Source organism: Marinomonas arctica, from assembly GCF_003259225.1.
In the GTDB taxonomy this organism is placed as follows: Bacteria; Pseudomonadota; Gammaproteobacteria; order Pseudomonadales; family Marinomonadaceae; genus Marinomonas; species Marinomonas arctica.
Map to the genome: position 1 here is coordinate 150,875 of NZ_QHJF01000005.1, position 26,487 is coordinate 177,361.

General features: G+C 44.6%; 17 protein-coding genes and 6 tRNA genes. 6 read left to right on the forward strand and 17 right to left on the reverse strand.

Annotation, left to right across the window (positions count from 1 at the left end):
* Position 1: 1 nt before the first annotated feature.
* The 10 genes from DK187_RS04240 to soxR form a co-directional block, all read right to left on the reverse strand.
* Positions 2-1,525 carry a sugar ABC transporter ATP-binding protein gene (locus DK187_RS04240; protein WP_223232353.1) on the reverse strand — a complete coding sequence of 508 codons (1,524 nt, stop codon included), beginning with the start codon at positions 1,523-1,525 and terminating at the stop codon, positions 2-4.
* On the reverse strand, positions 1,522-2,136 hold the full coding sequence (locus tag DK187_RS04245; RefSeq protein WP_111606097.1) for a DUF2291 family protein: 615 nt from the start codon (positions 2,134-2,136) through the stop codon (positions 1,522-1,524). Before DK187_RS04245 ends, DK187_RS04240 begins: the two co-directional genes overlap by 4 nt.
* Before the next feature lie 56 nt (positions 2,137-2,192).
* Positions 2,193-3,134, reverse strand: coding sequence for a D-ribose ABC transporter substrate-binding protein (locus tag DK187_RS04250; protein WP_111606098.1), 942 nt, complete (start codon positions 3,132-3,134; stop codon positions 2,193-2,195).
* A 340-nt stretch (positions 3,135-3,474) separates the two neighbouring features.
* On the reverse strand, positions 3,475-4,488 hold the full coding sequence (locus DK187_RS04255) for a substrate-binding domain-containing protein (protein ID WP_111606099.1): 1,014 nt from the start codon (positions 4,486-4,488) through the stop codon (positions 3,475-3,477).
* A 193-nt stretch (positions 4,489-4,681) separates the two neighbouring features.
* Positions 4,682-5,869: a XylR family transcriptional regulator gene (locus tag DK187_RS04260; protein ID WP_111606100.1), complete on the reverse strand. Its 1,188-nt coding sequence runs from the start codon at positions 5,867-5,869 to the stop codon at positions 4,682-4,684.
* Between the two features lie 161 nt (positions 5,870-6,030).
* Positions 6,031-7,479: a xylulokinase gene (gene xylB, locus DK187_RS04265; RefSeq protein ID WP_111606101.1), complete on the reverse strand. Its 1,449-nt coding sequence runs from the start codon at positions 7,477-7,479 to the stop codon at positions 6,031-6,033.
* A 62-nt stretch (positions 7,480-7,541) separates the two neighbouring features.
* Positions 7,542-8,672, reverse strand: coding sequence for a sugar ABC transporter permease (locus tag DK187_RS04270; RefSeq protein ID WP_111606102.1), 1,131 nt, complete (start codon positions 8,670-8,672; stop codon positions 7,542-7,544).
* On the reverse strand, positions 8,665-10,194 hold the full coding sequence (locus DK187_RS04275) for a xylose ABC transporter ATP-binding protein (RefSeq protein WP_111606103.1): 1,530 nt from the start codon (positions 10,192-10,194) through the stop codon (positions 8,665-8,667). Before DK187_RS04275 ends, DK187_RS04270 begins: the two co-directional genes overlap by 8 nt.
* Positions 10,195-10,277: 83 nt before the next feature.
* Entirely contained in the window at positions 10,278-11,279 is a 1,002-nt protein-coding gene (gene xylF / locus DK187_RS04280; RefSeq protein ID WP_111606104.1) for a D-xylose ABC transporter substrate-binding protein, read from the reverse strand.
* Between the two features lie 216 nt (positions 11,280-11,495).
* On the reverse strand, positions 11,496-11,945 hold the full coding sequence (gene soxR / locus DK187_RS04285) for a redox-sensitive transcriptional activator SoxR (protein ID WP_111606105.1): 450 nt from the start codon (positions 11,943-11,945) through the stop codon (positions 11,496-11,498).
* Between the two features lie 131 nt (positions 11,946-12,076).
* Here soxR and DK187_RS04290 point away from each other — a divergent pair, with 131 nt between their 5' ends.
* The 4 genes from DK187_RS04290 (at position 12,077) to DK187_RS04305 (ending at position 15,728) form a co-directional block, all read left to right on the forward strand.
* Positions 12,077-13,258 (forward strand): MFS transporter, encoded by a 1,182-nt coding sequence (locus DK187_RS04290; RefSeq protein WP_111606106.1) that lies wholly within the window; start codon positions 12,077-12,079, stop codon positions 13,256-13,258.
* 25 nt (positions 13,259-13,283) lie between these two features.
* Entirely contained in the window at positions 13,284-13,808 is a 525-nt protein-coding gene (locus DK187_RS04295; protein ID WP_111606107.1) for an NADPH-dependent FMN reductase, read from the forward strand.
* Positions 13,809-14,103: 295 nt separating this feature from the next.
* Entirely contained in the window at positions 14,104-15,366 is a 1,263-nt protein-coding gene (locus DK187_RS04300) for a hypothetical protein (protein WP_111606108.1), read from the forward strand.
* Between the two features lie 155 nt (positions 15,367-15,521).
* Positions 15,522-15,728: a hypothetical protein gene (locus DK187_RS04305; protein ID WP_111606109.1), complete on the forward strand. Its 207-nt coding sequence runs from the start codon at positions 15,522-15,524 to the stop codon at positions 15,726-15,728.
* Between the two features lie 230 nt (positions 15,729-15,958).
* Here DK187_RS04305 and DK187_RS04310 read toward each other — a convergent pair.
* The 6 genes from DK187_RS04310 to DK187_RS04335 all read right to left on the reverse strand — a co-directional run bounded on the left by DK187_RS04310 (position 15,959) and on the right by DK187_RS04335 (position 16,872).
* Positions 15,959-16,035, reverse strand: a tRNA-Met gene (locus tag DK187_RS04310).
* Positions 16,036-16,119: 84 nt separating this feature from the next.
* Positions 16,120-16,196: transfer RNA gene (locus tag DK187_RS04315), tRNA-Met, on the reverse strand.
* Between the two features lie 84 nt (positions 16,197-16,280).
* Positions 16,281-16,357, reverse strand: a tRNA-Met gene (locus DK187_RS04320).
* Positions 16,358-16,441: 84 nt separating this feature from the next.
* Positions 16,442-16,518: transfer RNA gene (locus DK187_RS04325), tRNA-Met, on the reverse strand.
* An 83-nt stretch (positions 16,519-16,601) separates the two neighbouring features.
* Positions 16,602-16,678: transfer RNA gene (locus tag DK187_RS04330), tRNA-Met, on the reverse strand.
* Between the two features lie 117 nt (positions 16,679-16,795).
* A tRNA-Met gene (locus tag DK187_RS04335) sits at positions 16,796-16,872 on the reverse strand.
* A gap of 280 nt (positions 16,873-17,152) precedes the next feature.
* On the opposite strand from DK187_RS04335, the gene msrA reads away from it, so the two are divergent.
* The gene (msrA, locus tag DK187_RS04340) at positions 17,153-17,812 is read left to right on the forward strand and encodes a peptide-methionine (S)-S-oxide reductase MsrA (protein ID WP_111606110.1); all 660 of its coding nucleotides are present in this window, start codon (positions 17,153-17,155) and stop codon (positions 17,810-17,812) included.
* A gap of 109 nt (positions 17,813-17,921) precedes the next feature.
* Here msrA and DK187_RS04345 read toward each other — a convergent pair whose 3' ends face one another.
* On the reverse strand, positions 17,922-25,355 hold the full coding sequence (locus DK187_RS04345) for a retention module-containing protein (protein ID WP_111606111.1): 7,434 nt from the start codon (positions 25,353-25,355) through the stop codon (positions 17,922-17,924).
* Positions 25,356-25,616: 261 nt separating this feature from the next.
* Here DK187_RS04345 and DK187_RS04350 point away from each other — a divergent pair, with 261 nt between their 5' ends.
* Positions 25,617-26,471: a universal stress protein gene (locus tag DK187_RS04350; RefSeq protein ID WP_239494809.1), complete on the forward strand. Its 855-nt coding sequence runs from the start codon at positions 25,617-25,619 to the stop codon at positions 26,469-26,471.
* Positions 26,472-26,487 lie beyond the last annotated feature (16 nt).

Genomic DNA, 26,487 nt, shown 5'->3' on the forward strand with positions numbered 1-26,487 from the left:
ATTAAAGTCCTTGCGCGCTTGCTGATACAAGTGCAGATTCTGTGGCTTCAGATCGAAGTATATTGGCGGTTAGTTTGCCTCCGGACATCACCAGAATGCGATCAGAAACCGCCATGATTTCTTTCAGGTCAGAGGTTGAGAACAACACGCCGATTCCCTGCTCTGAAAGTGTCACCATCATGTTAAACACGTCGCTCTTGGCACCGATATCAATGCCGCGAGTGGGCTCATCCAATAACAACACTTTCGGACTGGTTAACAAGGTTCGACCAATCACCACTTTTTGTTGGTTACCACCGCTCAATGCGCGTATTTCAATATCAGGAGACGATACCTTGATGGATAAATCGCCAATGGCGGACGTCACCGCCTCGGCTTCGGCTTTTTCATCGATGGAAAAACGATGTTTAAGTCGACGCCACAAGCTCGAAATCGTCATGTTATTGCTCACTGACGAAATGGGGAAAATGCCGTTCTTTTTTCGATCTTCTGGTACCAAACAAATGCCCAATTTAATGCGTTCGCTAGTGTCCATTTTGGCAGGCACTTTATGCCCCGCAATCTCCACCTCGCCTGAGTATTCTTGCAAACCAAGCAGACATTCCATTAGCTCAGTTCGACCCGCTCCCATGAGCCCATACACGCCCACAATTTCACCGGATTTCACATTCATCGACACGTCATCAACCAAGGTATGACCCATTTCGTTGATCAGCTTAATGTTTTTGACATTGAGCACCGGCTCGCCAAATTCACGACCTGGTTTTAAGAAAGTAGACACCGGATCGCTACCCAGCATTTCTCTGACGATCCACGGCACATCGATGTCTTTGACCTGCGCTTCAGATTGGAAATGCCCATCGCGTAAAATCGTAATGTAATCACCAATCGCCATCAGCTCTTCTAAGCGATGGGAGATATAGATGATAGAAACACCTTGAGCGGTTAAATCTCGAATCACTTTGAACAGCAACTCGACTTCGGTTTTACTCAACGCCGAAGTGGGCTCATCCAAAATCAGCACATCCGCTTCATCGGCCAAGGCTTTGGCGATTTCAATCAACTGCTGCTGACCAACTTTTAAGTTAGACAGCAATTCAGATGGCGCAATGTCTTGATCAAGACGCGCCATGAGCTCAGCAGTCACTCGATGTTGCTCCGCTGTGTCTAGCGGCAGCAGGCCTCGCTGTTTTTCCCGTCCCAAGAAAATATTTTCTGCCACCGTGAGGTTGCCAAACAGATTCAACTCTTGATGCACCATGCCAATGCCTTTGGCAGCAGCATCACGAGTATGCTGAAAAGACACGGCTTCATCATTGAGATAAATAGTACCCTTGCTTGGCTGCTGAACACCCGCCAGAATTTTCATCAAGGTGGATTTACCCGCGCCATTTTCGCCTATGATGACGTTCACCTTGCCACGATAAACTCGGTAATCCACTTCGTTTAACGCGATAGTGCCTGGGTAAATCATGGAGATTTTTTCAGCGCGAATGACGATGTCTGCGTTAGCTTGGCTCATCATTTGCCTCCACGAGTAATCTGTATTGGCACAGCATCACTGATGACGTTTTGATCTATGGTAATCGCAGCAATAACAGAAGCTGTTTCACCGACCCAGCTAGCATCTGGTTCACCAATAGCCGCCATAGCGCGATTGTTCAACTCTCGGGAGATTTGAGCGAAACGAATTTGGTTTTTAAAATCATCAAACAACACATATTGAGAGGCATCACGAATCGCATTACCTTTGATGATGCGGCCAACTTGTAAGTCGATATCGGTCTCGCCTACTTTCAGCTTAACCACGCCTTTCATTTTGCCTAAATCCACGCTTTCGATGGTGCCATCTAAGCGCACAAAAAAGCTTTGCTTGGTGTTAATTTGCTGCGCATCCAACTGGGACTTAATGCTTTCCCACGGGGTGAATGCTTGTGTTGCTTCAGGCAAGACTTTTGGCTGCCAAAGCTGATCGGCCACTTCCGACAAAGTAAAGTCTGCAAAGCTAACCACAGCATTTGGATCTTTAGGGATAATAGGATTGCCTTCAGCATCTAAGTCCGTAACAGTACAGGCTGTCAGCAGATTAAGGCAGGCAATAAGCCCGATACATTGAAAGAGTTTTTTATAAGACATAATGATACCCAAGGAGCCGGAGCCCTCATAGGCGAGGACTCCGAGTCAGGTTGTTATTATTTGAGCGCGAAGTTACTTAGGTTTTTCGCATTAGAACCATCAATCAATACACAATCCATGAGTTGTTTTTCTGGCAATCCTGTTGAGCCTGTACGAATGTAAAGATCGGCTTGTTCCGCAACGCGCTGTGCTTGAGCGTAGGCTGGTTGCATAACGGTTGCTTTGATGTTGGAGCCTTTTAGAATCGAATCACGTGCGTAATCTAGACCATCAAAACCAACGATGAAAACATCTTTACGGCCCGCAGCTTGAAGTGCTGCTTCGGCACCCAAGGCCATAGAATCATTCCCAGTGAACACACCTTTAATGTTTGGGTTCGCCTGTAAAATCGATTCCATACGACTAAACGCTTCGGTTTGGCTCCAGTTGGCAGACTGACGAGCCGCCATTTTGAACTCAGGGAAGTTATCAACGATATCGTGGAAACCTTCACTACGTACTTGCGCGTTAGTGTCAGACTCTGGCCCTACTAGCTCAACGTATTCACCGCCTTCGCCCATTAATTCGACAAACTTCTCACCAGCAAGCTGAGCGCCTTGGAAGTTATTCGATACGATTTGCGTGACAGCGATACCGGTTTTATTGATTTCACGGTCGTATAGGAAAGCTGGAATGCCGGCTTTTTTCAAACGCTCTAGCGATCCAATACTGGCGTCTGCGTCCGCATTATCCAAAATCACCGCTTTGGCTTGACGAGCAATGGCTGTTTCAATCAATTGGTTTTGTTTGTTTACATCACCGTCATGAGACGCCACCAAGGTGTCATAACCCAATTCTTTGGCTTTCGCATCCGCGCCTTCGGCACCGGCTTTAAAAAATGGATTGTCGTGGGATGGGGTAATAATGGCGATCAAACCATTGCTAGCTAAAACGCTGGTGCTAGCCAAGGTCAGTAATGTTGCAGCAAGGCAAGATTTCAAGAAGGTTTTCTTTTTCATTGTATGTCTCCGGTATGCTTATTTTTATTAAAATATATCGAATAGCAAACGATTGCGTAATCGTTTGCTATTTTTATCTTAAGCATATGGAGCTTGTCAATGAATTCTTGACCGATAAGAAAAAAACCCTATTTATCAAACAGTTAAGACACTAAAAACATGAATATCTGGTGTAATTTAACGACAAACAATCAAGCGACTGAATTATAAGGACTTTTCTCTATGAAAAAACTTCCAACAAGCCCTATTCTCAATCTTAAAACGCGTTTTTCGTCTAAAATCGAGCAGAGAGCCCAACAATCTGAAAGGAAAATACACAGAAAATAACAAGACATTGGCGCTATATTGTCGATACAGCAGCGACCGACGAACGAACCACTAGGTTGGGCTCCAACATGATCATCTTGCCTTCTTGGCGTGGATTCTCAATCCGCTCAATCATGGTACTGATCGCCAACTCGGCTAATCGCTCTTTAGGTTGATTAATGGTGGTTAACGGCGGGCTAAAATAGGCAGAATACAGGCAGTTATCATAACCAATGACAGACAATTGCTGCGGGATCTTAATACCAGACAATTGCGCTTCGCTCATGGCCCCCATTGCCATGGCATCGTTACCGATAAACACCGCACTTGGCAAACTCGCACAAGATAACAATTGGCGCATCCCTAATTTACCACCTTCAAATTCGAAGTCAGATTCAATCACCCAGTCGTCTTGAACGACCAGATTTGCTTGCTCCATGGCTTCAATGAAACCGTCTAAACGCTGCTTCGCGGGCAACTTTTCTAACGGGCCACCAATGTACGCAATGCGTTTATGACCTTGCTCTATAAGGTGCTGAATGGCCAGATGCGCGCCTTTTACCGAGTTGTCTTGAATGCGATCAACATAGTCATCAGAAGGACCCCAATCCATTACCACCATAGGCAAATTACGCTGGCCGATCAAAGAGCTAAACAACGAGTCGTCATAGGCGGAACACATGACCAAAATGCCATCAACACGTTTTTGCGTCAGCATTCGTAGATAAGAATTGGTTTTTTCGAGCTCGCCATCGGTATTACAAAGCACAAGATTGTAACCTTCTCGATAACAACACTTCTCGACTTCGTTGACCAATTCAGCAAAAAAGGGATTCAAGGTGGTGGTGACTAACATACCAAGGCTTTTGGTATTTTTTACCTTTAAGCTGCGAGCCACGGCACTGGGCGCATAGTTGAGCTCCTCAGCGGCTTGGAGAACCCGTTCTTGTGTCGCTTTCGCCACAAAGCGCGTTTTATTCAAAACATGAGAGACTGTCGTGGTCGATACACCAGCCCGTAACGCAACGTCTTTGATGGTCGCAGACAAACTTATACTCCCCTTTCATGAACGATCTTAATTAGATGTAAAGCTCGCCAAGTTTTCCAAATAAAGACAAATAGATCAAGCGCTTACCAGCTCATTTTATTCGTCAAACAATCATCCAGAACCCAATAGCTTTTAGGGAAGTATACTTAACGGCACTGCCAAAATGCAGCAAGAGTTTTTTTAAATATTCAAATCACGACTTATTGTCTTTACCCAGCCGCGACGACACGCGATATTCCCCCGGCGTCATACCCAGGTTTTTACGTGATACCGTGTACATGTATTGCACGGAAGGATAGCCACAAGTTCGGGCAATTTCATCAAACGGTAAATCAGTTGAAGTGATCAATTCACAAGCACGATAAAACTTGGTCATGTGCAGTTGTTCGTGCATTGAGCAGCCAATTTCGTCGATAAAGCGGGTTTCTAGGTTAGTTCTTGATATACCAATGTAGTCCACAACTTGTGCGACTTTTACCCCACGACAAGCATTATGACGAATAAAATGCATGGCTTGGATGACATATGGGTCGTGCAACGCGCGATAATCCGATGACTGCCTTTCCGCAATGCCGATCGGATCGACCACCACCAACGAATTTTCAACAGGATAACCTAACAACATTCTATGCAGCATTTTTGCCGCTTCATAGCCCATTTGCTTACTACCCTGTTCAACGGAAGACAAGGCGGTGCGATTTAAATACCTTGCCATGCTCTCATTATCAATCCCAACAATGGCAACTTGCTCCGGCACCAAGATATTCAAATGATCACAGACCTGCAACAAATGGCGCGCTCGGGAATCGGTAACGGCAATAATGCCAATGGGTTTAGGCAGGTTATTCAGCCAAGCTTCAAGCGCATGCTGTGCCGTTTCCCAAATTTCCGCCGACGTACAAAAACCTTGATGCACATGGGGTTCAAAGCCGTCAGAACGGACTTGCTCAACAAACGCATGCTCCCGCTCACAGGCCCAACGACTGTAATCCGTACTGGGTACACCGTAAAAAGCAAACTGCGGCAAACCTTTACGCTTTAAATGCTGGTACGCACAGCGCACTAAGGCCGCATTGTCCGTCGCCACATAAGGCAATCTAGGGTAGTCTTTTTTATGGTGATAAGACCCTCCCACTGCCACGGTGGGAATATCTGTGGTTTTAAGAATCTCTTCCACTTCTGGGTTATCAAAGTCGGCAATGATGCCGTCCCCTTTCCAATGCTTTAGCGCATCAAGGCGAGAGCGAAAATCATCTTCAAAATAAACGTCCCAGTCGCATTGCGCGGCTTGCAAATATTCACCAATTCCTTCGATCACTTGTCGATCGTAGACCTTGTTGGCATTGAACACGAGATTGAGTCGGTAGCGTTTTTCAAACATACAAAAGCGTCTCTAATTTTTATTTTAGCTGGCTCGATAATACTCTCTGAGAGTCCATTAGTTCTAGAGAATGATAAAAATCAGAAAGGGAATAACAGAAATCGTAATGAGAGAAAGTTTGTCATAAAAAGAGCGGTGTCATAAGGCACCGCTCTCGCGCATCAAAGTCCTTTTACTCTTTGATATAGCGCCTGAAAGCGCTCGCGCTTTTCAGTATATCGAGTGGCGTTTGCTTGATTTGGCAAATACTGTTTAATGAGCTCGGGTTTGCTACAAATGGTCTTTAACGCTTCTTGGCCTTGATAACCTATTGCCGCCAATCGTGCGGCTCCCAAAGCGGGACCAACCTCACCACCTTCTCGGGAATCCATTGGCACGTTAAAGACATCGGCTAACATTTGTAGCCAATACGCGCTTTTAGCGCCGCCGCCAATCACATCAATACTGTCGTTGATGGTTTGCGCAGAACGTACAGCATCTAACCCATCCAACAAAGCGAAGGTCACGCCCTCAAGCACCGCCTGAACAAGGTCCGCTGCGGTGGTTTCATGGGTCATTCCCCAAAAAACACCTTTTGCATTGGGGTCATTGTGTGGCGTTCTTTCGCCACTTAAATACGGCAAAAAGGTGAGGTTAGTATCGTGATCTATGCGATTTTCAGCGGCTAAAAGCGCTGCTTCCACGCTGCTAAACTGAGCTAATTTCGTCACCCAATGAAGACAACTTGCCGCGCTCAACATCACTGACATGGTGTGCCAAGTGTTTGGAATCGCATGACCAAAGCTGTGCAATGCCGCCGCAGGATTGGCGGTAAAGCCATCACTTACTGCAAAAATCACCCCAGATGTACCCAATGACAACATGCTTTGCTGAGGTGAAATAATGCCCATTCCCACGGCACCAGCGGCATTATCACCACCACCAGCTACGACAGGCACAATGGGCATAGACCAGCGTTTTGCTAAATCGTCATAAATCACACCAGTGATTTGGGTTCCTTCGAACACACAAGGCATTTGCTCAGCCGTCAATCCTGTGGCGCTCAACATGGTGTCACTCCAAACGCGTTGTTCCATGTTTAACCACAGCGTGCCAGACGCATCAGAAACGTCAGTAGCAAACTCGCCCGTCATCCGAAAACGTAGGTAATCTTTTGGTAACAACACTTTCGCAATTTGCCCAAAAATTTCTGGTTCATGCTGTTTTACCCACAGCAACTTAGGCGCGGTAAAACCGGGCATCACCAAATTACCCGTAATTGCTTGCACTTCTGGGCAGCGCCTTTGCAATAGCAAACATTCTTCGTGGGAACGGCCGTCATTCCATAAGATTGCAGGTCTTAGTACATCACCCTTTTTATTCAATAAGGTTGCACCATGCATCTGACCCGATAAGCCAATGGCTTTAACACCCTGCAAATCATTCTCTGCAGCCAACTGTAACATGGCCAAATCCGTGGCTTGCCACCAGTCTTCCGGTGTTTGCTCTGACCACAGATCAAATGGCCGAGACACAGACAAAGGCGAAGAACAGCTGGCCACGACATTACCGTCTTCTGCCATTAAAATTACTTTGACACCTGAGGTGCCGAGGTCGATGCCTATATACATAAAACATATCCTTCATTTTGTTAATCGTCATCCTCGCGCGTGAGGTTGGTGCTAACTTATTTTTATTGCGCTTTTTTGGTTTTCACATCCAGCCAGACAGCCAGCAATAAAATCATGCCTTTGACGATTAATTGCCAAAAAGTTGGTACATCCAGCATGCTCATGCCGTTGTCTAAACTTGCCATAATCAACGCCCCCATGATGGCACCAAATACCGCACCAACACCGCCAGCCAAACTGGTTCCGCCAATCACACAGGCCGCAATGGCATCCAGTTCCGCCATGTTTCCGGCCGCTGGAGAACCCGCACCAAGCCGAGAAGTCAGAATCAAAGCGGCCACTGCCACCATCATGCCGTTAAAGCCAAACACCAGCATTTTGGTTCGCTCAACGTTCACCCCAGACATACGAGTGGCTTCAATGTTGCCACCAATAGCATAGACTCGACGACCAAAGGCAGTGCGTTTGGCAACATAAGTGGCAATAAGGATCAAACCGCCCATGATCAAAATCGGCGTTGGAATACCTCGATAACTTTCCAAGGCATACAACAAGACCAACAACACCACCACAGCAACCAAGGCTTTTGCGTATTCAAATTTTGCCGCTTTATTTTCAACGCCATGCTGTTTTCTTGCCTTGCGTCGAGCATAGACTTTTGCGATTAGACCTAAACACAATAAGCCCACCACACTGATGCCCCAACCAGAAGGAACATAACTTTGACCAATAACGGCCAGAGAACTCGACGTTGGTGCAACGGTGGCACCATCGGTCAAACCCACCAAAATACCGCGAAACGCCAACATGCCTGCCAAGGTAACGATGAACGATGGCACCCTTTGATAGGCCACCCACCAACCATTAAACAAACCAAGAGCCAAACCCGCGATTACCGTCACCAACACAGTCAGTAAAATCGGAAAGTTAAACCAAACATCCAAAATCGCCGCAATACCACCCAATAAGCCCATCATGGAGCCAACCGACAAATCAATTTCGGCACTGATTATGACGAACACCATCCCTATCGCGAGCACGCCCACAATCGCTGTTTGGCGAATCAAGTTCGAAATATTCCGTGGCGAGATAAACGCCCCATCGGTGGCAATGGAAAAAAAGACGACAATCAGCAGCATCGCTGCCAACATCGCAAACAGTTGTAATTGACTGGTTTTTATTGTTTTAAACATTCGCTACACCTTCTTTGATCGCACAATTCATAATCATTTCTTGGGTCAAACCTTGATGGTCAAATTGCCCTTTTAAACGCCCTTCGTGCATCACCAATACTCGGTCACTGATCCCTATTACTTCGGATAATTCAGACGACACCATGATGATGGACATGCCTTGTTTCACTAGAGCAAACATCAACTTGTAGATCTCATATTTCGCGCCCACATCGATACCGCGAGTTGGTTCATCGAGAATCAGAATTTTCGGATGGGTTAACAAACATTTGGCGATGATGGCTTTTTGTTGGTTGCCGCCACTGAGGTTTTTAATCGATAAATCTGCGGAGGCCGTTTTGACTTTTAGTTGTGCGATGTAGTCGTTGATATCATGACTTTCTTTGTCTTCATTGACGGCGCCAAACCAAGAAGAATATTGACCTAATACGGATAGCGTAATATTGCGACCAACACTCATAATAGGCACGATACCATGACGCTTTCTATCTTCTGGCACCATGGCAATACCAGCCTCTAGCGCCACACGTTGAGAACGAATGTTGACCGTTTGGCCTTCTAACTCGATCTCTGCCTGATACTCACCATCGTAAGAACCATACAGACATTGCATCAGCTCAGTACGGCCAGAACCGATCAAACCAGCGATACCAAGAATTTCCCCTTGACGCAATTCAAAGCTAACGTCGTCTACCTGAGCCCGGGGCGCGCCTGCTTGTTTGGCGGTAGCGTGTTTAACGCGCAAAACCACATCACCGATGTCGTGTTCTTCACGCGGAAATAACTCATCCAACTCGCGACCAACCATCATACTAATGATGTCATTTTGCGTCAGATCAGCCGCGGACTTGGTATCAATGTGGTCACCATCTCGAATCACAGTGACCCAATCGGATAAAGCCAACACCTCATCCAATTTATGAGAAATATAAATACAGGCGATACCTTGTTGTTTTAGCTCACCCACAATGTTCAACAAAATGTCAATTTCTGTCGTCGTCAAAGACGAGGTTGGCTCATCCAAAATTAACAATTTCACGTTTTTATTCAACGCTTTGGCAATCTCGACCAACTGCTGCTGGCCCACACCAAGGTCTCGTATTGGTGTATCGGGCAACACGTCCAGTTTCACTCGCGCTAACAATTCTGACGTACGACGATGCATTTCTTCGTCATTAAGTCGTGCAAAAGAACCCAGCTCGTTACCGAGAAAAATATTCTCCAATACCGATAATTCTTTAACGAGCGCTAACTCCTGATGGATAATAACAATACCAAGCGCTTCGGTATCGCGGATGGTCGCGGCTTTCACCAGATTGCCTTCGAAAAAAATCTCACCTTCATAGGAACCATGAGGCCACACACCACTGAGCACCTTCATCAGAGTCGATTTACCAGAACCATTTTCCCCGCAGATAGACAAGGCCTCACCGCGAGCAAGCTGAATGCTGACGCCATTCAACGCACGAACACCCGAAAAGCTTTTTACAATACCGCGCATGTCCAATAATGGTTGCGTCATGTTTACACCTCTTTCCTACAGCTTTTTTGCATACAAAAAAACAACAGCAAATGGCGCTCAATGGAGCGCCGTACATTAAAAAGTTAAGGGTTGTAAACATCATTGCGAGAGTGGAAGCCATCGGCTATCACGGTGGCATCTAAGTTATCTTTCGTCACGGCAATAGGCGCAAGTAACACGGCATTAACCTCTTTTGTACCGTTATTCACCGTCCCATTGGATTGAATATTTTCACCACGAGCCAGCTTCACAGCCATCTCTGCACTGGTTTTGGCAAGACTGGAAATCGGCTTGTATACGGTCATGGTTTGTGTGCCCGCAACAATACGACGCACCGCGGCTAAGTCTGCATCTTGGCCAGAAATGACCACCTTGCCACTCAAACCTTGTGCGGCAAGCGCTTGAATCGCACCACCTGCGGTTGAATCGTTAGACGCAACCACCGCGTCAATTTTATTGGCATTGGCCGTCAGCCCGTTTTCCATAATGTTCAAGGCTGCTTCTGCTGACCAACCCATTGCCCATTGGTCACCCACGACGTTGATTTTTTTCGCATCGATAGCAGGCTGCAACACATTCATCTGACCTTGACGGAACATCTTTGCGTTGTTATCCGTTGGTGAGCCACCCATCAAAAAATAATTGCCCGTTGGTTTTAAGCCCAGTAAGGCTTCAGCCTGCATTTCTCCCACTCGAATGTTGTCAAACGACACATACAAGTCGATGTCGGCAAATTTAATCAAGCGATCATACGCCAGAACCTTAATGCCTTCGGCCTTGGCTTCGGCCAAAACATTACCAAGTACCTCACCGTTTTCCGGCACGATAACCAACACATCAACGCCACGAGAAATCATGTTTTCGATCTGAGAAATCTGAGTCGTTACATCGCCATTGGCAGACTGAGTATAGACCTCTGCGCCCATAGATTCGGCCGCTTGAGTGAACAAATCACGGTCTTTTTGCCAACGCTCTAAGCGTAAGTCAGACATTAATAAACCGATTTTTTCACCTGCAGCCAATGCAGGAAGTGATGTCGCAGCACAAAGAGTCGCCAGCAGACTCATAGAAACGATTTTTTTCATCTTTTCATCCCTTGTTATTTTTATAAAGTGAACGATCTCCGGATGGAGTAAGAGGAATGTAAATCGATGGTTTACCAAGCGGTATTATCTTTTTTTGTTTTGGTTTAGCGTTTTTACAAAAAAGCTCTTTAAGCGATAGTGCATTGAAAATGAGAGAATAAGTGTGGGAGCGGCTTTATCTAACAAACCTAAATAATAATTTTTTGCTATTTGCGTTCATTCCGTCATCAATCGTGGCCCTGCTCCTTTTTCGCCCAATTCATCGTACGGATTAAGCAATCGACATCTTTCAAGAGAAAGGCAACCACAGCCGATGCAATCTGTCATCATGTCTCTTAACTCCGTGAGCTGAGTTATTTTCTTATCAAGCTCGCTTTGCCATCTGGAACCTAATTGCTCCCAATCCTCAAGAGTGACTCGGGTTCGATTTGGCAGTCCTGCAAGTTCGGACAAAATATCTTCTAATGAAAAGCCTGTGCGTTGCGCTACCAGAATAAGTGACACAATCCGAATAACGTGCTTTGGATATAACCTGTGGTTGGACGCGTTTCTGTGACTCTTTATTAGCCCCTTTCTTTCATAGAAATGCAAGGCAGACACAGAGACACCGGTTCTTTCACTCAACATACCCACCGAAATCCATTCAGGAATGATCTTTTTTTGCATTTGGCGCTTGACCTCAACTTAAGTTTAGGTAGCAGAATAAACACAAATCAAAGCCATCTCAAGCTCAATGACTAAAAATATAGCTGAGAAAACTCTGAACCATACTGTCTACATCTAGAAAGAGAGTCTTAATGAAAATCAATCTATTAGAGCCTAAAGTCCTTTGTCTCCTGCTAATTTCCACTTTAACTGTCATGTCTAACGCCACCATCGCTCCCGCCTTACCGGGTTTAGCAAACGAGTTTTCGGGAACGCCCTCTGCCGATTTGCTCGTCAAAATGCTGTTACCCATTCCTGCTCTTTTTGTGGTCATTTTTGCACCCTTATTAGGTTGGACAGCGGATAGATTTGGTCGAAGAAAACAAATTATCATCGCAACCATCGTCTTTGCTATCGCGGGTGCTTCAGGCGCACAGCTACAGGGATTAGAAGCCATTATTATCAGTCGGGCGATTTTAGGCATTTGCGTCGCAGGACTGATGACCGGCATAACAGCCTTAATAGCCGATTATTTTTCTGGCCAACAAAGAAGTCAGTTTATGGGTCTACAACAAGCCTTCTCTAATATCGGCGGCATCCTTTTCATTATCACTGCAGGGTATTTAGCAAGCATAAACGCACGCTTGCCCTTCTATATTTATGCGGTATCCATTCTATTAGTCCCCTTAATATACCTAGCCATTCTAGATAATAAACGAGTACACCAACAAAATAGCAACCCACAAAACAAGACAGATAATCCATGGAAAACACCACTTTTCAGTTGCTCCTTTCTACTTTTTTGCCACTTAATCGTCTTCTATATTTTACCAACACAAATACCGTTTTTTATGGCGGATATCGGCATCACTGACCCAGCCAAATCAGGCTTAGCTATTGGTATGGGCACCTTAACCGCTGCGATAACGGGGGTATTTTTTGGTAAATTGGTCACTAAAATCCAAAGTTATGGCGTCGCGCTCATAGGCTTTACCTCAATGAGCATTGGCATGCTCGTGCTATCACAAGCAACCTCGTTCAGCTTAGTTGTGCTAGGTTGTGGCCTAATGGGAGTGTGTATGGGATTGGTGATGCCGAATTTCATGGTAAAAGGCATGGAGTTTGTACCAATCAACAAACGCGGACTCGCATCTGGAGTACTCACCAGCAGCGTCTTTATCGGACAATTTGTTTCTCCCTTTATCAATTCAGCTCTTATTTCCAAACTAGGATACAGTGACTTTTACATGGTAGCGGGAGCGTTTACTCTCGTCCTCGCACTGATCAGTGTAAATACGCTAAAAAAACAATCTACGCTTGCCACACCTTTCTAAAAACATTCATCATAGGAGACTAACCATGAAAATACTGGCCTTCGGCACCAGCAACAGCAAACATTCCATTAACAAAAAATTGGCTTTTTATGCGGCACAACAAATCAACAACGCAGACGTCTCACTAATCGACATTAACGACTTTGAAATGCCTATATACAGTGAAGATAAAGAAAAAGAATCGGGCATTCCACAGCTAGCACACGATTTTTATAACGCCATAGGAGAAGCCAATACGATTATCATTTCATTCGCTGAATACAATGGCTCTTACACCTCAGCCTATAAAAATTTGTTCGACTGGACATCACGAATCGACATGAAAGTTTTTCAAAATAAAGCCGTTATTATGCTCTCCACGTCGCCAGGACCTGGAGGAGCACAAAGTGTTTTAGCGACTGCGCAAGCATCAGCACCCTATTTTGCAGCCAACCTAGTCGGTGCCCTCTCACTGCCGAGTTTCTTCGATAACTTTGATTCAAAACAAGGTGTTGTCACCCATAACACATTTAAACAGGACCTACTTAGTATTATCAGCAAGCTCTCTTAGCCACTGACAAACACTGTCTGACAACAAGCATCGCACATGTTCAACTCATCAGAACATGTGCGAAAAAATCCAGTCTCTATGGCTTTACTCATATTACGCATTAATACAGCTAATCATTCATGACTTACCATCAATAACCAACCATCACTTACGCCCAAAATGAATACCTACGCACCACTGTCTCTAGTTCCTTGTCAGGTGCTATTGCCGTTACACTGCATATGTATCACTATGCAATTATTTTAGTCTTCTTATCTCTTAATAAAATCCATCATGTAAGGACAACACGTTATCCATGCAGATATTTCGGAAATACACTGGCTGGCTGGTACTGGGCACTTTGCTGTTTTATCTATTAACTGTTCCGCCATTCATTTCTATATTGCTTCCAACCATACTGGCTTGGTCCGCTAATGTCGCCATGTGGCATACGTTAGCGCCAAGCGCAAAACGCCAAGTCTCTTGGTTAATGGCAATAGGAATAGCGGCGCTATTGTTTGCCGCCTCAAAAGGTACATGGATGACTTGGCAACAAGTTTTTGCGGTCAACTTGCCCATGTTGGCGATGTTTGTTGCGGTGTCTTTTTTAGATCTTACTGGCTCCAAAGATGAAAGCCGCCCTTTACCTAAAGGCTTAAGCGCTATTTTTAACACCGCTATTGGTGTGCAAGTTTTAGGAGCTGTGATTAATCTGTCGGTGATCATGGTGTTTGCGGATCGTATGAAGGGGGCAATTAGACTAACGCCCGTACAGCAATTTATTCTTACACGTAGTTTTTCTGCCGCTGCATGGTGGTCACCTTTTTTTGTCGCCACTGGGGTGGCCATTACGTATGCACCCGGCATGCAATGGCAAAAGACTCTGTTACCGGGTCTTTTAATGGCGACTATCTCGATTATTTTTTCAAGCATTGAGGCTTACCGACGTACCAAAGGCGACTTTCACGGCTACCCCATTCGCTTAGAAAGCCTGTTTATTCCCATGTTTTTGGCTTCCTGTGTGATTTTTTTTCATTTTATTTGGCCTGATATCAGCATACTCGTGCTTATTTGCATTTTGGCACCCATTGCTGCCATTCTTTTAATGCGCACTCAATCAAGACAAAAGAGCCTGTCTCACTTTGTAAACCATAAACTGCCACAGATAGGCAGTCAGTTTGCTCTTTTCCTTGGTGCAGGTGTTTTTTCCAGTGGTATCAGCGCCATTATCCTCAGTTATCCGCAGTTTTTTAATCTTGACGCCTTTACCTTTAGCCCTCTGTTATTTTCTCTTACCTTGGCGGCCATGATCATCGCCGGCGTCATTGGCATCCATCCGGTCGTAAGTGTCGCCATTGCCAGCCCTATGTTATTACCATTAAATCCAGACCCAACCCAGCTGGGCTTTTTGTTTTTAAGTGCTTGGGCCATCGCAGCCGGTAGCAGCGGGTTAACAGGACTCGGACTATTGATGACCAGCCGTTACCAGATACCGACTCGAACCATTATTAACAACAGCCGCCACTACGCCGTTTTGATGTGGCTGCTTTGCTCTATAGTAAATGGCTTTTTATTATAAAATTCATATAGATAGACCGAACCAAACCTACGTTCAGCAAAGCATTTAAATATCACAGTCCTTTATAAGGGTTGCATTTTGTGATGCACAAACCTATGGTGGAATATTGAAAACAAACTCTGTCTTTTACTTATAGGCTAAATAAGGAGCAATTAATGGAAGCGAACAAGACACGCCAAAGTATTGCAAACTTCGCCGCAATAAAAACGGCCATAGCTAATAATGAAAAACAACTGCTAAAAGATTTACTAGCAAACCAAGCAATGCAAGAACTCGAAAAAAGCTACCTAATCGACCTTGCCAAGCTAAGCAACGACCCTACCATTTTGCAAATACTCAACGATATACCACTAAAAAAATAGCGTATACGAACGACAAAAAAGAAGCTGGATATGTGACACAGAAAGATACCAAGCATAGAATTTGAAATGGTTGCGGGAGTTTTTCTTAAGAAATGATTGCGGGAGCACTTGGTCGAACTTAAAAGTGAACCTACAATTTTTTGAACTTGCTAAAGGAGTTTTTCTTAATAAGTGGCTGCGGGAGCACTTAATTGGAATTAAAAGTGAATCTAAGATTTTTTCTTAAGAAATGGTTGCGGGAGCTGGATTCGAACCAACGACCTTCGGGTTATGAGCCCGACGAGCTACCAGACTGCTCCATCCCGCGACATGTAACCTATTGATATTAATATAGGTTAATTTTGAAATATATTTTAGAGATATGGTTACCAATTCTTACTGCTTTACGAATTGGTTGCGGGAGCCGGATTCGAACCAACGACCTTCGGGTTATGAGCCCGACGAGCTACCAGACTGCTCCATCCCGCGACATGTAACCTATTGATATTAATATAGGTTAATTTTGAAATATATTTTAGAGATATGGTTACCAATTCTTACTGCTTTACGAATTGGTTGCGGGAGCCGGATTCGAACCAACGACCTTCGGGTTATGAGCCCGACGAGCTACCAGACTGCTCCATCCCGCGACATGTAACCTATTGATATTAATATAGGTTAATTTTGAAATATATTTTAGAGATATGGTTACCAATTCTTACTGCTTTACGAATTGGTTGCGGGAGCCGGATTCGAACCAACGACCTTCGGGTTATGAGCCCGACGAGCTACCAGACTGCTCCATCCCGCGACATGTAACCTATTGATATTAAATAGGTTAATTCTGAAATATATTTTACAAAATGGTTATAAATTCTTACCACTTTACGAATTTGGTTGCGGGAGCCGGATTCGAACCAACGACCTTCGGGTTATGAGCCCGACGAGCTACCAGACTGCTCCATCCCGCGACAAACTAACTTTTACAAGAATATCTAACGATTTCGTTTGATTAGATTTCATCTACAATAAAATACGCTGTGGCTCTATTTCTAATTAAAAATAGGAACCTGCTACTTTATTTAAAATGGTTGCGGGAGCCGGATTCGAACCAACGACCTTCGGGTTATGAGCCCGACGAGCTACCAGACTGCTCCATCCCGCGACTAATCATCATTAATAACAAACATTCATCAATGCTTGTTGGTTAAGCAAATTTGCTCAACCCTTGCTAACGAGGTGCGTATTATAGGTAGATTAATCCCAGAGTCAAGCCCACTTGAGAATATATCTACGAATAGTTGAAAATTGACCTTTCCCCCTCATTATCTAATATCAGTAAACTCAGATCTACGTTAGAGACACCTATCACACCTTGTATAAAAGACTATGGCAGGGTAAAGATAGCTACGAAACTTTTTCGACCATACGGTTAGGAGATATAAATGCCCAGTAATATTGAAACCATTCTCAAAAAATCAACAATCCCCGCTAAAGCCGATGCTCTTCCTGGTAGAAGTGCTCCTCTTAAAATCTCTGGGATACACGCTGTCAACAATGAACCGTTTGTCCGCACTAAAAACCCTAATGAATCTGAGATTATCCTAGGCATGGGATGTTTTTGGGGGGCCGAGCGTAAGTTATGGAATACGCCCGGTGTTATCGTCACTTCTGTTGGCTACGCGGGCGGCTACACCCCCAACCCAACCTATGAAGAAGTTTGCTCAGGGCAAACAGGACACAGCGAAGTCGTACAGGTTGTGTTTAACCCCTCTATTATTTCATTAGAAGGCGTCCTTAAAGTTTTCTGGGAAAACCATGATCCTACCCAAGGTATGCGTCAAGGCAACGACATCGGTAGTCAATACCGTTCTGTTATCTACACCACCAACGATAAAGACATGCCGATTGTGGAAGCCAGCAAAGCGGCCTTTCAAAAAGAACTACTCGGCGCAGGCCACGGTATGATTACAACAGAAGTCGAACCCCTCGACACCTACTACTTTGCCGAAGAATATCACCAGCAGTACCTTCACAAAAACCCGAATGGATATTGTGGCCTCGCAGGCACAGGTGTGAGCTGCCCTATTGGCTTAGGCGTATAATTTAAGTTAACAGGAATAATCACTTTTTAAACTGAATAAGTTACAGAAACGAAAAGGCCGAATCGCATAACGATTCGGCCTTTTTTAGTAACGTCTATTTAGGCCCAGATTAACCATCAATATTGATGTTGTACTCTTGGTCATTGTAGATAACTTTGATCGAGTCAGTCGATGACACTGAACCATCCAAGTTAGAATCGAAACTAGAAGCAGAACCAAATTCAGCCACATCCTCGCCCCCAACTTTAACATGTCCATCTGTTACCTTAACGTTCTCTGTTAAGAATTTGGTAATCGCATCAACATCGGCATCTTTACCAGGGTCTCCTTCTATTCCTGTTAACAGATCAGTTAAATCTAATGCGTCCTCAGCCGCGTTAAAATCGGTAATAATATCGATATTTGACACATCTGCTGTGTCATTCAATATAAAGATATCGTTACCAGCGCCTCCCGTCAGGGTATCTGAAACTTGATCATTACCACCAAACAACACATCATCGCCAGAGTTACCCAATAACGAATCTTCCCCAGTAGTACCAGACAAGAAATCGTCACCGGAACCTCCAACAATAACAGATTCATCTGTGGTACCAATCAAATCATCATTTACACCATTAGTATTAATAGATGCCGTCAGTTCAAAATCATCAAGCTGAGAATTAGAGCTACTAACGACCATTAGGTTGTCTATTGAAGTAACACCACTATCAACAGAAACGGTATAGGTTCCATCATCATTTACAGCGAGATCAATACCATTTTGTTGCAATTTAGCGCCCTCAGGGACGCCATTAATAACAACGCTTGATAGCGTTTCATCTGATGCTAAATCTGAAATATTAACGGTTACCGAATAGCCAGAAACACTACTTCCATCGAATGCTGAAGCATTCCCAATCACGGTGCCATCCGAGAACTTAAAGTTTTCGAAGTTAGCAAAACGCGATTTAATTCCATCTTTATCTGAGTTGTAGTCAGACCGCGAGTAGGATTCAAACCATACAGAATCAGAACCCGATCCACCATCGACCCATGCTTCATCTGATACCTTCCCACCGACTACCAGAACATCATTACCTGAACCAAGGTTGATCGAAACCTCTTTCTCAATTTTATCGCCGATAGTTAGTCGATCATTACCATCACCCAACTGTATGTCGGCGTCATATCTAACATCATCACCAATCGAGACAACATCATCACCAGAGCCTGAATGGACTGTTGAATAATTGTTGACATCATTTTTGATGATCAAATTATTATCACCATCACCTAAGTTGATATGTGCACTATGATAACCATTACCCAAGTCATAACCTATCTGGACACGATCGTTACCGCCACCAGTTTGTATAGTGCTATCAACATTATCTTTAACAAAGATATCATCATCACCACTACCTGTTTTGATACCTGCTGAATTATTTCTATTTACATCGTCTCCAACATAAATTGAGTTATCTCCATCTCCTGCATCAAGCCACTTTTCAACGTCATTATCGATAACAATTTGATCATTACCTGAACCAAACTGATGCCATTGATCATAATTATAATCGTGGTGAGTTGCAGAATCGATAAGATCAGATTTAGATCCAAATCCATCCCAATTCCCATTAATCTCAGCAATAGACACCGTAACGTTTGCAGACGTAGTCGCAGCTTTTACTTCTAGTGTAGCTGTTGCCGTATCTTTACCGCCATTACCATCTGAAACTGTATAGTTAAAAGAAGCGGTCCCAGTAAAGCCAGAGGCAGGCGTAAAGACCACATTCCCTTCAGAATTCAGGTATGCATACCCATTCTGAGCATTACTAACACTCGTCACAGTTAAGGTATCGCCATCAGTATCTGTATCATTGGCAAGTAAACTAGTTACACTAATTTCTAATCCTTGCGCCATCTCACCTGTAAAAGCATCATTCTGAGCCACAGGAGCGGTGTTCGTTCCGACGTCAATAGATAAAGTCGCCGATGACGTACTACCATCTGAGTCTTGGATCATGTAAGAGAATGTTTCTTGCGCGCCAGCTGGAATTTTGTCTACAGAAACCGTTACTTGATACGTGTAACTACCGTCTGCATTAAGCACTAAATTACCATATTGACCCTGAATACTTGAACCGACATTCGCATCAGACTCAGTAACAAGCCCCCCAACAGCGACACTGACAACAGAAGTATCGCCATCTTGACTGAGTGCATCAGCCCCGGCACCATCATCGCCCTCAAGCACATTACCTGTCGTTTCAGGAAGGCTATATCCTTCACCCTCAACAACTCGAACAACCAACTCGTAACTGGTTGCGGCATCCTCATTGGTATAAATGGAAGTAACCACTGGGCCGTCAGGATCATTAATATCTTTAAAACCGACCACTTGTAACGTATAAACCTCACCTTCCCATTCGAAAGTTACAAAGGTATTTTTAACCGTCACAATATCTCTTGAAGCAAGAGCATCGTTACTATTTGGTGTCTCATTATGATCAAAATCAACTTTCAAGGTAACAGGTTGAGTCACACCTGTATCATCCGTGACTGAAAAACTCACCTCCATCGAAGCAGCCGTGATAGCGTTATCATAAACAGGATAGTTATAGTGAGTGAATGTCCCAATGACAATGTCTTCATTAAGTTCAAATTGTCCACTTAAACCTGCATCATTATCAATAAAGCCATAACCTGACTGCAAACCAGAACTAGCAGGAGTTCCCCAACGAATCTGGTCTTTACCATCATCATTATCCAATCCACCAAGCGTCGAAGTACCATCAAATGTTTTCACATTCGTACCGCTTTGATAACTTACCCAGTTTGCCTCTATTCCAGTAACCTCAAAGGTTTCTCGACGAACAGTGATACTATCTTCGTCATTTACGGCAACAGGCGCAGAATCTTCAATTGAAACAGAGACATACTCAGTCGTTGTCGCAAGGCCATCATTAACCGCAATACCAAAGTCAACAGTAACTGCATCCTCCAATGTGGTATCACCATGATCCACAGGACCACTTAAAGTAACCACATAACCATGCTGACCATCTGTGTCTGTAAGCGCCACACGAATAATTTCAGTCTCACCCGCTTTTGCGACCAAATTGCCACTGCTGTCGGTTGTCCAAACCAAGGTTACACCACCAGATGTCATGACCTCAGCTGGAGCAACAAGTGATAACGCCAAATTCTGGCCTTCTGCATCACTTATACTAAATGTCCCAGTCACTGAGGCACCATTCGCTGCTGCAGAATCGCTATCAAGCAAATCTTCTTCGGAAATGACCACAGAATCAGAACCATCAGCAAACGCTAGCTCAGGAGCAGAATTTTCCCAAGTTGCACTACCGGAAACGGCAGCAGCACCTGGATCTACGGCTGTAGCCGTCGCAGTTACTGACAACTCACCATCAAAGTCGTCAGGCACTGACAGTACTAAACCTTTAACCGTAACAACACCAGTCTCAGGATCAATCGCTACGTTATTTGTAAAACCGCCACTGTTTAGCGAGATTTTCCAAGTTGTTACTCCATTTTCAGTCCCCAGCTTTTCCGCGCCAGACAAAGACGTCCCTTCTGGCGTAGTCACTGTTAACTCCGTAATGTTTTCAGAATGGTCTGTATCAGTCGGAGCAGCGGTGATATCTACTGTGTAATTTGTTACAGCCGACTCGTAAGAAACGCTATGAAGCAAGTAATCACTCGTCGCAACACGATCCCCAGTTGTCGGTGTAGAAAACTCGATTGCCAATATGGATTTACCCTCTGGCGCGGTCACCGTTACAGGATCACCAATTCGATCATAACCACCTTCGTCACTATTACCATCGATGGTAAAAGTTGCCGATGTTCCATCACTATACTTGACAGTATAAACAGCCGTCTCATTATGACTATTTAACCAAGCCAACTCGAACGTTGCGGATGAAGCGGGTTTATCAAGCTCGACGACTAACGTCTCTTGCTTACCAATTTCCGAGTCATCACCATTACTAGCAGCACCAGTAACGCCAAAACCAGTAGGGCTACCGGAGTCCTTAATGGAAATATCGACTACATTGCCATCACTATTCTTAGCAATAACAGTAAAACCGGCTGGATTGCCAACAGGATCTTCTACTCCATCAAGCACGTTAGACAAATCTACGCTATAAAGAGTCGTTGTTGTTGTCGGCTCCAACGTCAACTCAACTGTTGGCACATCAGTGACTGGCGTGACGTTGACGGTTGCCGTCGCTGTGGCTGTATTACCAGCTTCATCTATAACTTGATATGCAATCTCAACCTCACCACTGAAATCCGCAGCCGGTGTAAAGAGTAGTGTGCCATCTTCATTGACAGTGACAGTCCCTTTTTCAGAGTCAAAAGAGACACTGCCAGGAACCAATACGGCACCACTTTCATCATTTGCGAGAATATTAATGACTATCGGCTCAGCAGAATCTTCATTCATAGACACTGTTTCACCAGCCACCTCAGCAACCGTATCAAGAGTAAACTCTAACGTACTACTCTCAGACGTATTTCCTGCAGAATCAACTTGGCGAACAGTCACTGTGTTCACACCTTCCGATGTGGTTGGTGCAGTAGTGATCCATTCTCCATCAACAAAATATTCAAGCGTAGCGCCACTTTCGATACCAGTAATTGTGTAGCTGCCATCATTAGTCAAATTGTCATTCGCTGAACTACCACTATCAGTGTTAAGTGATATAACAAGTGAATCTGGCGCGGTAGTATCGACGACATGAGTAGACGTTGTTTTACTCTCAACGGTATTTCCAGCCGCATCAGAAGACGTCACGACAACCTCGAACTCGGTATCAGCCGCCAAATCACTACCAGCAACAGCAAGGGTCCATAAACCACCGACAGCAACTGTCGTAGAATATTCCTTGCCGTTAATAGTCATCTTGACAACATCACCAACGGAAATATCACCACCAACAGCCTTACCTGACACAGTGATAGTTTGGCCACTTTCTTCCGCGTTGATCACGTCATCAGAGGTGATCGCATTCACGGTCACCGTGCCGGCATCAGCCACTGTATCCTTAACAATCGACTGAGGGTTAGAAACCCCTTCGTTACCATAACCATCTGTTACATTGACGACCACACTCAACTCACCATCAGCAAGTGTTGAGACATCAATATTGGTTTCGAAATATGCCCAACCACTGCCATCCTCAGAAATCACAATATTACCAGTCAGAGTAACCATTTGACCTTCACTGTCAGTAACGGTGATAGAGGTGACATTTCCTCCAACTTCTAACCAACCACCAACAGTTAAATTACCAGCCTCATCAAAATTAACCACGCCATCATTGTTGTTTTCAGCTAAAAACACATCAACATCTGCAAATGTATCAACTTTAAAGATCTCTGTACTGTTTGCAGAGAAGGGATTACCTGCCTCATCAGTGCCAGTAACAGTAGCAGTCACAAACGGATTAGCTAAAGTTGTATTAGCGAGGTCGGATCCTAAAACATCAATCGAGTATGTATACTTACCTGAAGCATTTTGCTCATTTGAAACAATACCGGATCCAATCACCTCGCCATCCAAAGTAATAGTAACCGTATCACCAGGCTTAGCATCCCCGCCGACCCATCCAGTGATACTCACCATCACACCGTCTGCGGATTCACCACTATTAATCACACTATCGGAAGTAATTCTGCCGATATCAATATTGGCATTAGCCGCAAGGTCGACCGTATGAGTTGAAGAACCTGTACTTTCGACTGTGTTGCCCGCTTCATCAGAAGACGTCACCACCGCATCGAACGCCGTATCCGCGGCAAGATCAGAACCTGCTACGTCCACAGACCAAGTATTGTCTGCACCGACTGTCGTTGTGTAAGTCGTGCCGTTGATCACCAAGGTCACGCTATCGCCTTCTGCGATGTCGCCACCTGTCGCCGTACCTGTCACCGCCACGGTGCCTGCCGCTTCTGTCGCGTTGATCACGTCATCAGACGTAATCGCATTCACTGTCACCGTGCCCGCATCCGCAGACGTATCGACCGTATGAGTTGACGTTGTTGTTGCGCTAAAAGAGTTACCCGCGCTATCTTGGCCTGTCACACTGGCTTGAAAAGACGCATCTTGGGCAAGATCGGAACCTAAAACGTCTACACTCCACGTTTTATTCGCTAACACAACCGCTGTATAAAGGGTACCATTGATGGTCATTGAAACAACATCACCAGCGGACGCATCAAAACCCACTCGACCAGAAACTGTTACGCTGCCTTCACTTTCTTCAGCGTTAATAACATCATCAGAGGTGATACTATTAACACTGATACTGGCTCTTGAGCCAGTTTTGACTAAATAACTCTCAGTGGTATCTGTTACCCCTTCCTGGCCAATGTTATTCGAAACAACAACGCTTGCCTCCACTACACGATCAGAGTCCGCTATTAGGTCTGAACCCGCCACATCAACAGACCAAATGCCATCACTACCTACCTGAGTTTCATAAGTAACGCCGTTAATGACAACTGTGACAATACCCGTATTAAATTCGTCTCCAGTAACAGTACCTGTGATGGTCACCATAGCATTGCTTTCAGCAGCGTTAATCGTACTGTCTTCGGTAATAGGGTCGATATCAATATTAACAAATAATGTGCTTTGATCTACGGTATGCGTCGAGGTACCAATGCTCTCAACTGTATTTCCAGAGCTATTGCTGGACGTCACAACCACATCAAATGAGGTATCTGCCGCTAAATCAGAGCCTGCAACACCAATCGACCAAGTACCGGTAGCACTGACTGTCGTGGTGTAAGTGGTTCCATTGACCACTAACACAACTTGATCTCCTTGAGAAATATCACCGCCAGCCGCCGTACCAGACACGACAATAGTACTGGTTGCTTCGGTCGCATTAATCATGTCGTCGGAAGTGATCGAATTAACCGTCACAGTACCAGCAACGGCTGCAACAGGAGATACCGTTGTCGATGTTGTCTCAGAGGATGTTCTGTTTGAACTAGAAGGAACTGAATATTGGTTTTGGCCAGTTTGTCCGCCACTACCATTGTCTGTGTCATAACCGTAAGTCGGTAGAGTGCTGAGCGTATCATTACCAAAAGTAGGCAGTGCGCTGTTGTCATTTCGGTCAATGTCAACATCAACACGTTGTTGCTCGAAGCCTTGCGCTTCACCTGCCGCTGGTGCATCCTGAATAAGCGTCGGGTCATCACCCGCTAAAATCGCTTCTTGCAAGGCATCGACATCGGCAGAAGAGTCCGCTACAAGGTCAGCATTATCACCACTGTTGTAAACTTCATCGGTAATTTCAACCACAGCATCATTACCAATGACAATCTCTGTACCATCGATAAATGCAATAGCCGCACTGCCATTCGGTCCGGTAAGAACGATCTCTCCAAAGAAAATCGGATCACCGATTTTAACCACTCGCTCTTGCCCATCAATCGATTGAACAGTAACCGATCCGCTTAATTTTGTAATAAAGCCGATCGCGTTACCTAGTGTTGCAAATGAAACTTGACTGTCGCTCATGGTATTTTCCCTAGAAAAGAAGTCTTTAAAAGAGTCTTTAAAAAGACGCAATAATTTTATGATTACTCACAAGATAGGAGATTAATAACAAGGCCGCTATTGTACCTTGGTACAGTCAGGGCATTTTTTATTTATTTCGTGCAAGACAACCCAGCTTCAGTCCTATTTTTAAGCGGTAAAAACACTGTTTATGAACTATTCTTTTTAATGATGCTAATAAAGCCCTCACAAATAGGCTTTAAAACAAAAACAAGGAGCATAATGATGACAAACATAATTGCTTGTATTGATGGATCTTCTTTATCTGAGCACGTCACCACAGCCTCTGTTTGGGCAGCCAAAAAAATGGGATCTGCGTTGATATTGCTGCATTCTTTAGAAAAAGAAGCCATCAAAACCGATGAGGATTTATCTGGCTCTATTGGCCTTGGTAGCCGAGAGCATCTGCTCGATGAACTGGTTGCACTTGATGAAAAACGTGCAAAACTTGCGTTTGAACATGGCAAACTGGTGCTCGAAAACGCCAAAGACTTCGCGCAAAGCGCAGGCGCCAAGCAAGTCGCGTTGCTCCAGCGTCATGGAGACCTAGTCGACAATTTACTGCATTTAGAAGACGAAACTCGTCTTATTGTGGTTGGACGTCATGGCAGCAACCACACCATGGATGCCCACACCATTGGTTCACACATAGAACGAGTCGCTCGAACATCACATCGTCCGATTCTTATTAACGTCGGAAAATTCAAAACCCCTCGTAATTTTATGATTGCTTACGATGGTCGAGAAGCCGCCGATAATGCCATCACACGTATTGCACAAAGCCCACTATTAATTGGATTACCCTGTCATTTGGTCATGGTAGGAGAAGCGACACTAGAAAGACGCTATAAATTAGATGAAGCACAGCAAATTCTTGAAGAAGAAGGCTTTGAGGTAATCGCTTCTATTAACCCAGGCAAAATCTACCCGACATTGACCCAATACAAAGAAGAACATCAGATAGAGTTAATGGCAATGGGGGCTTACGGCCACTCGAAACTACGGCAGTTTTTCGTAGGCAGCAATACCAGTAAAATGATTATTGAAAGTGATATTCCCTTGCTCATCCTTCGTTAATTCATCGTTATTGGGC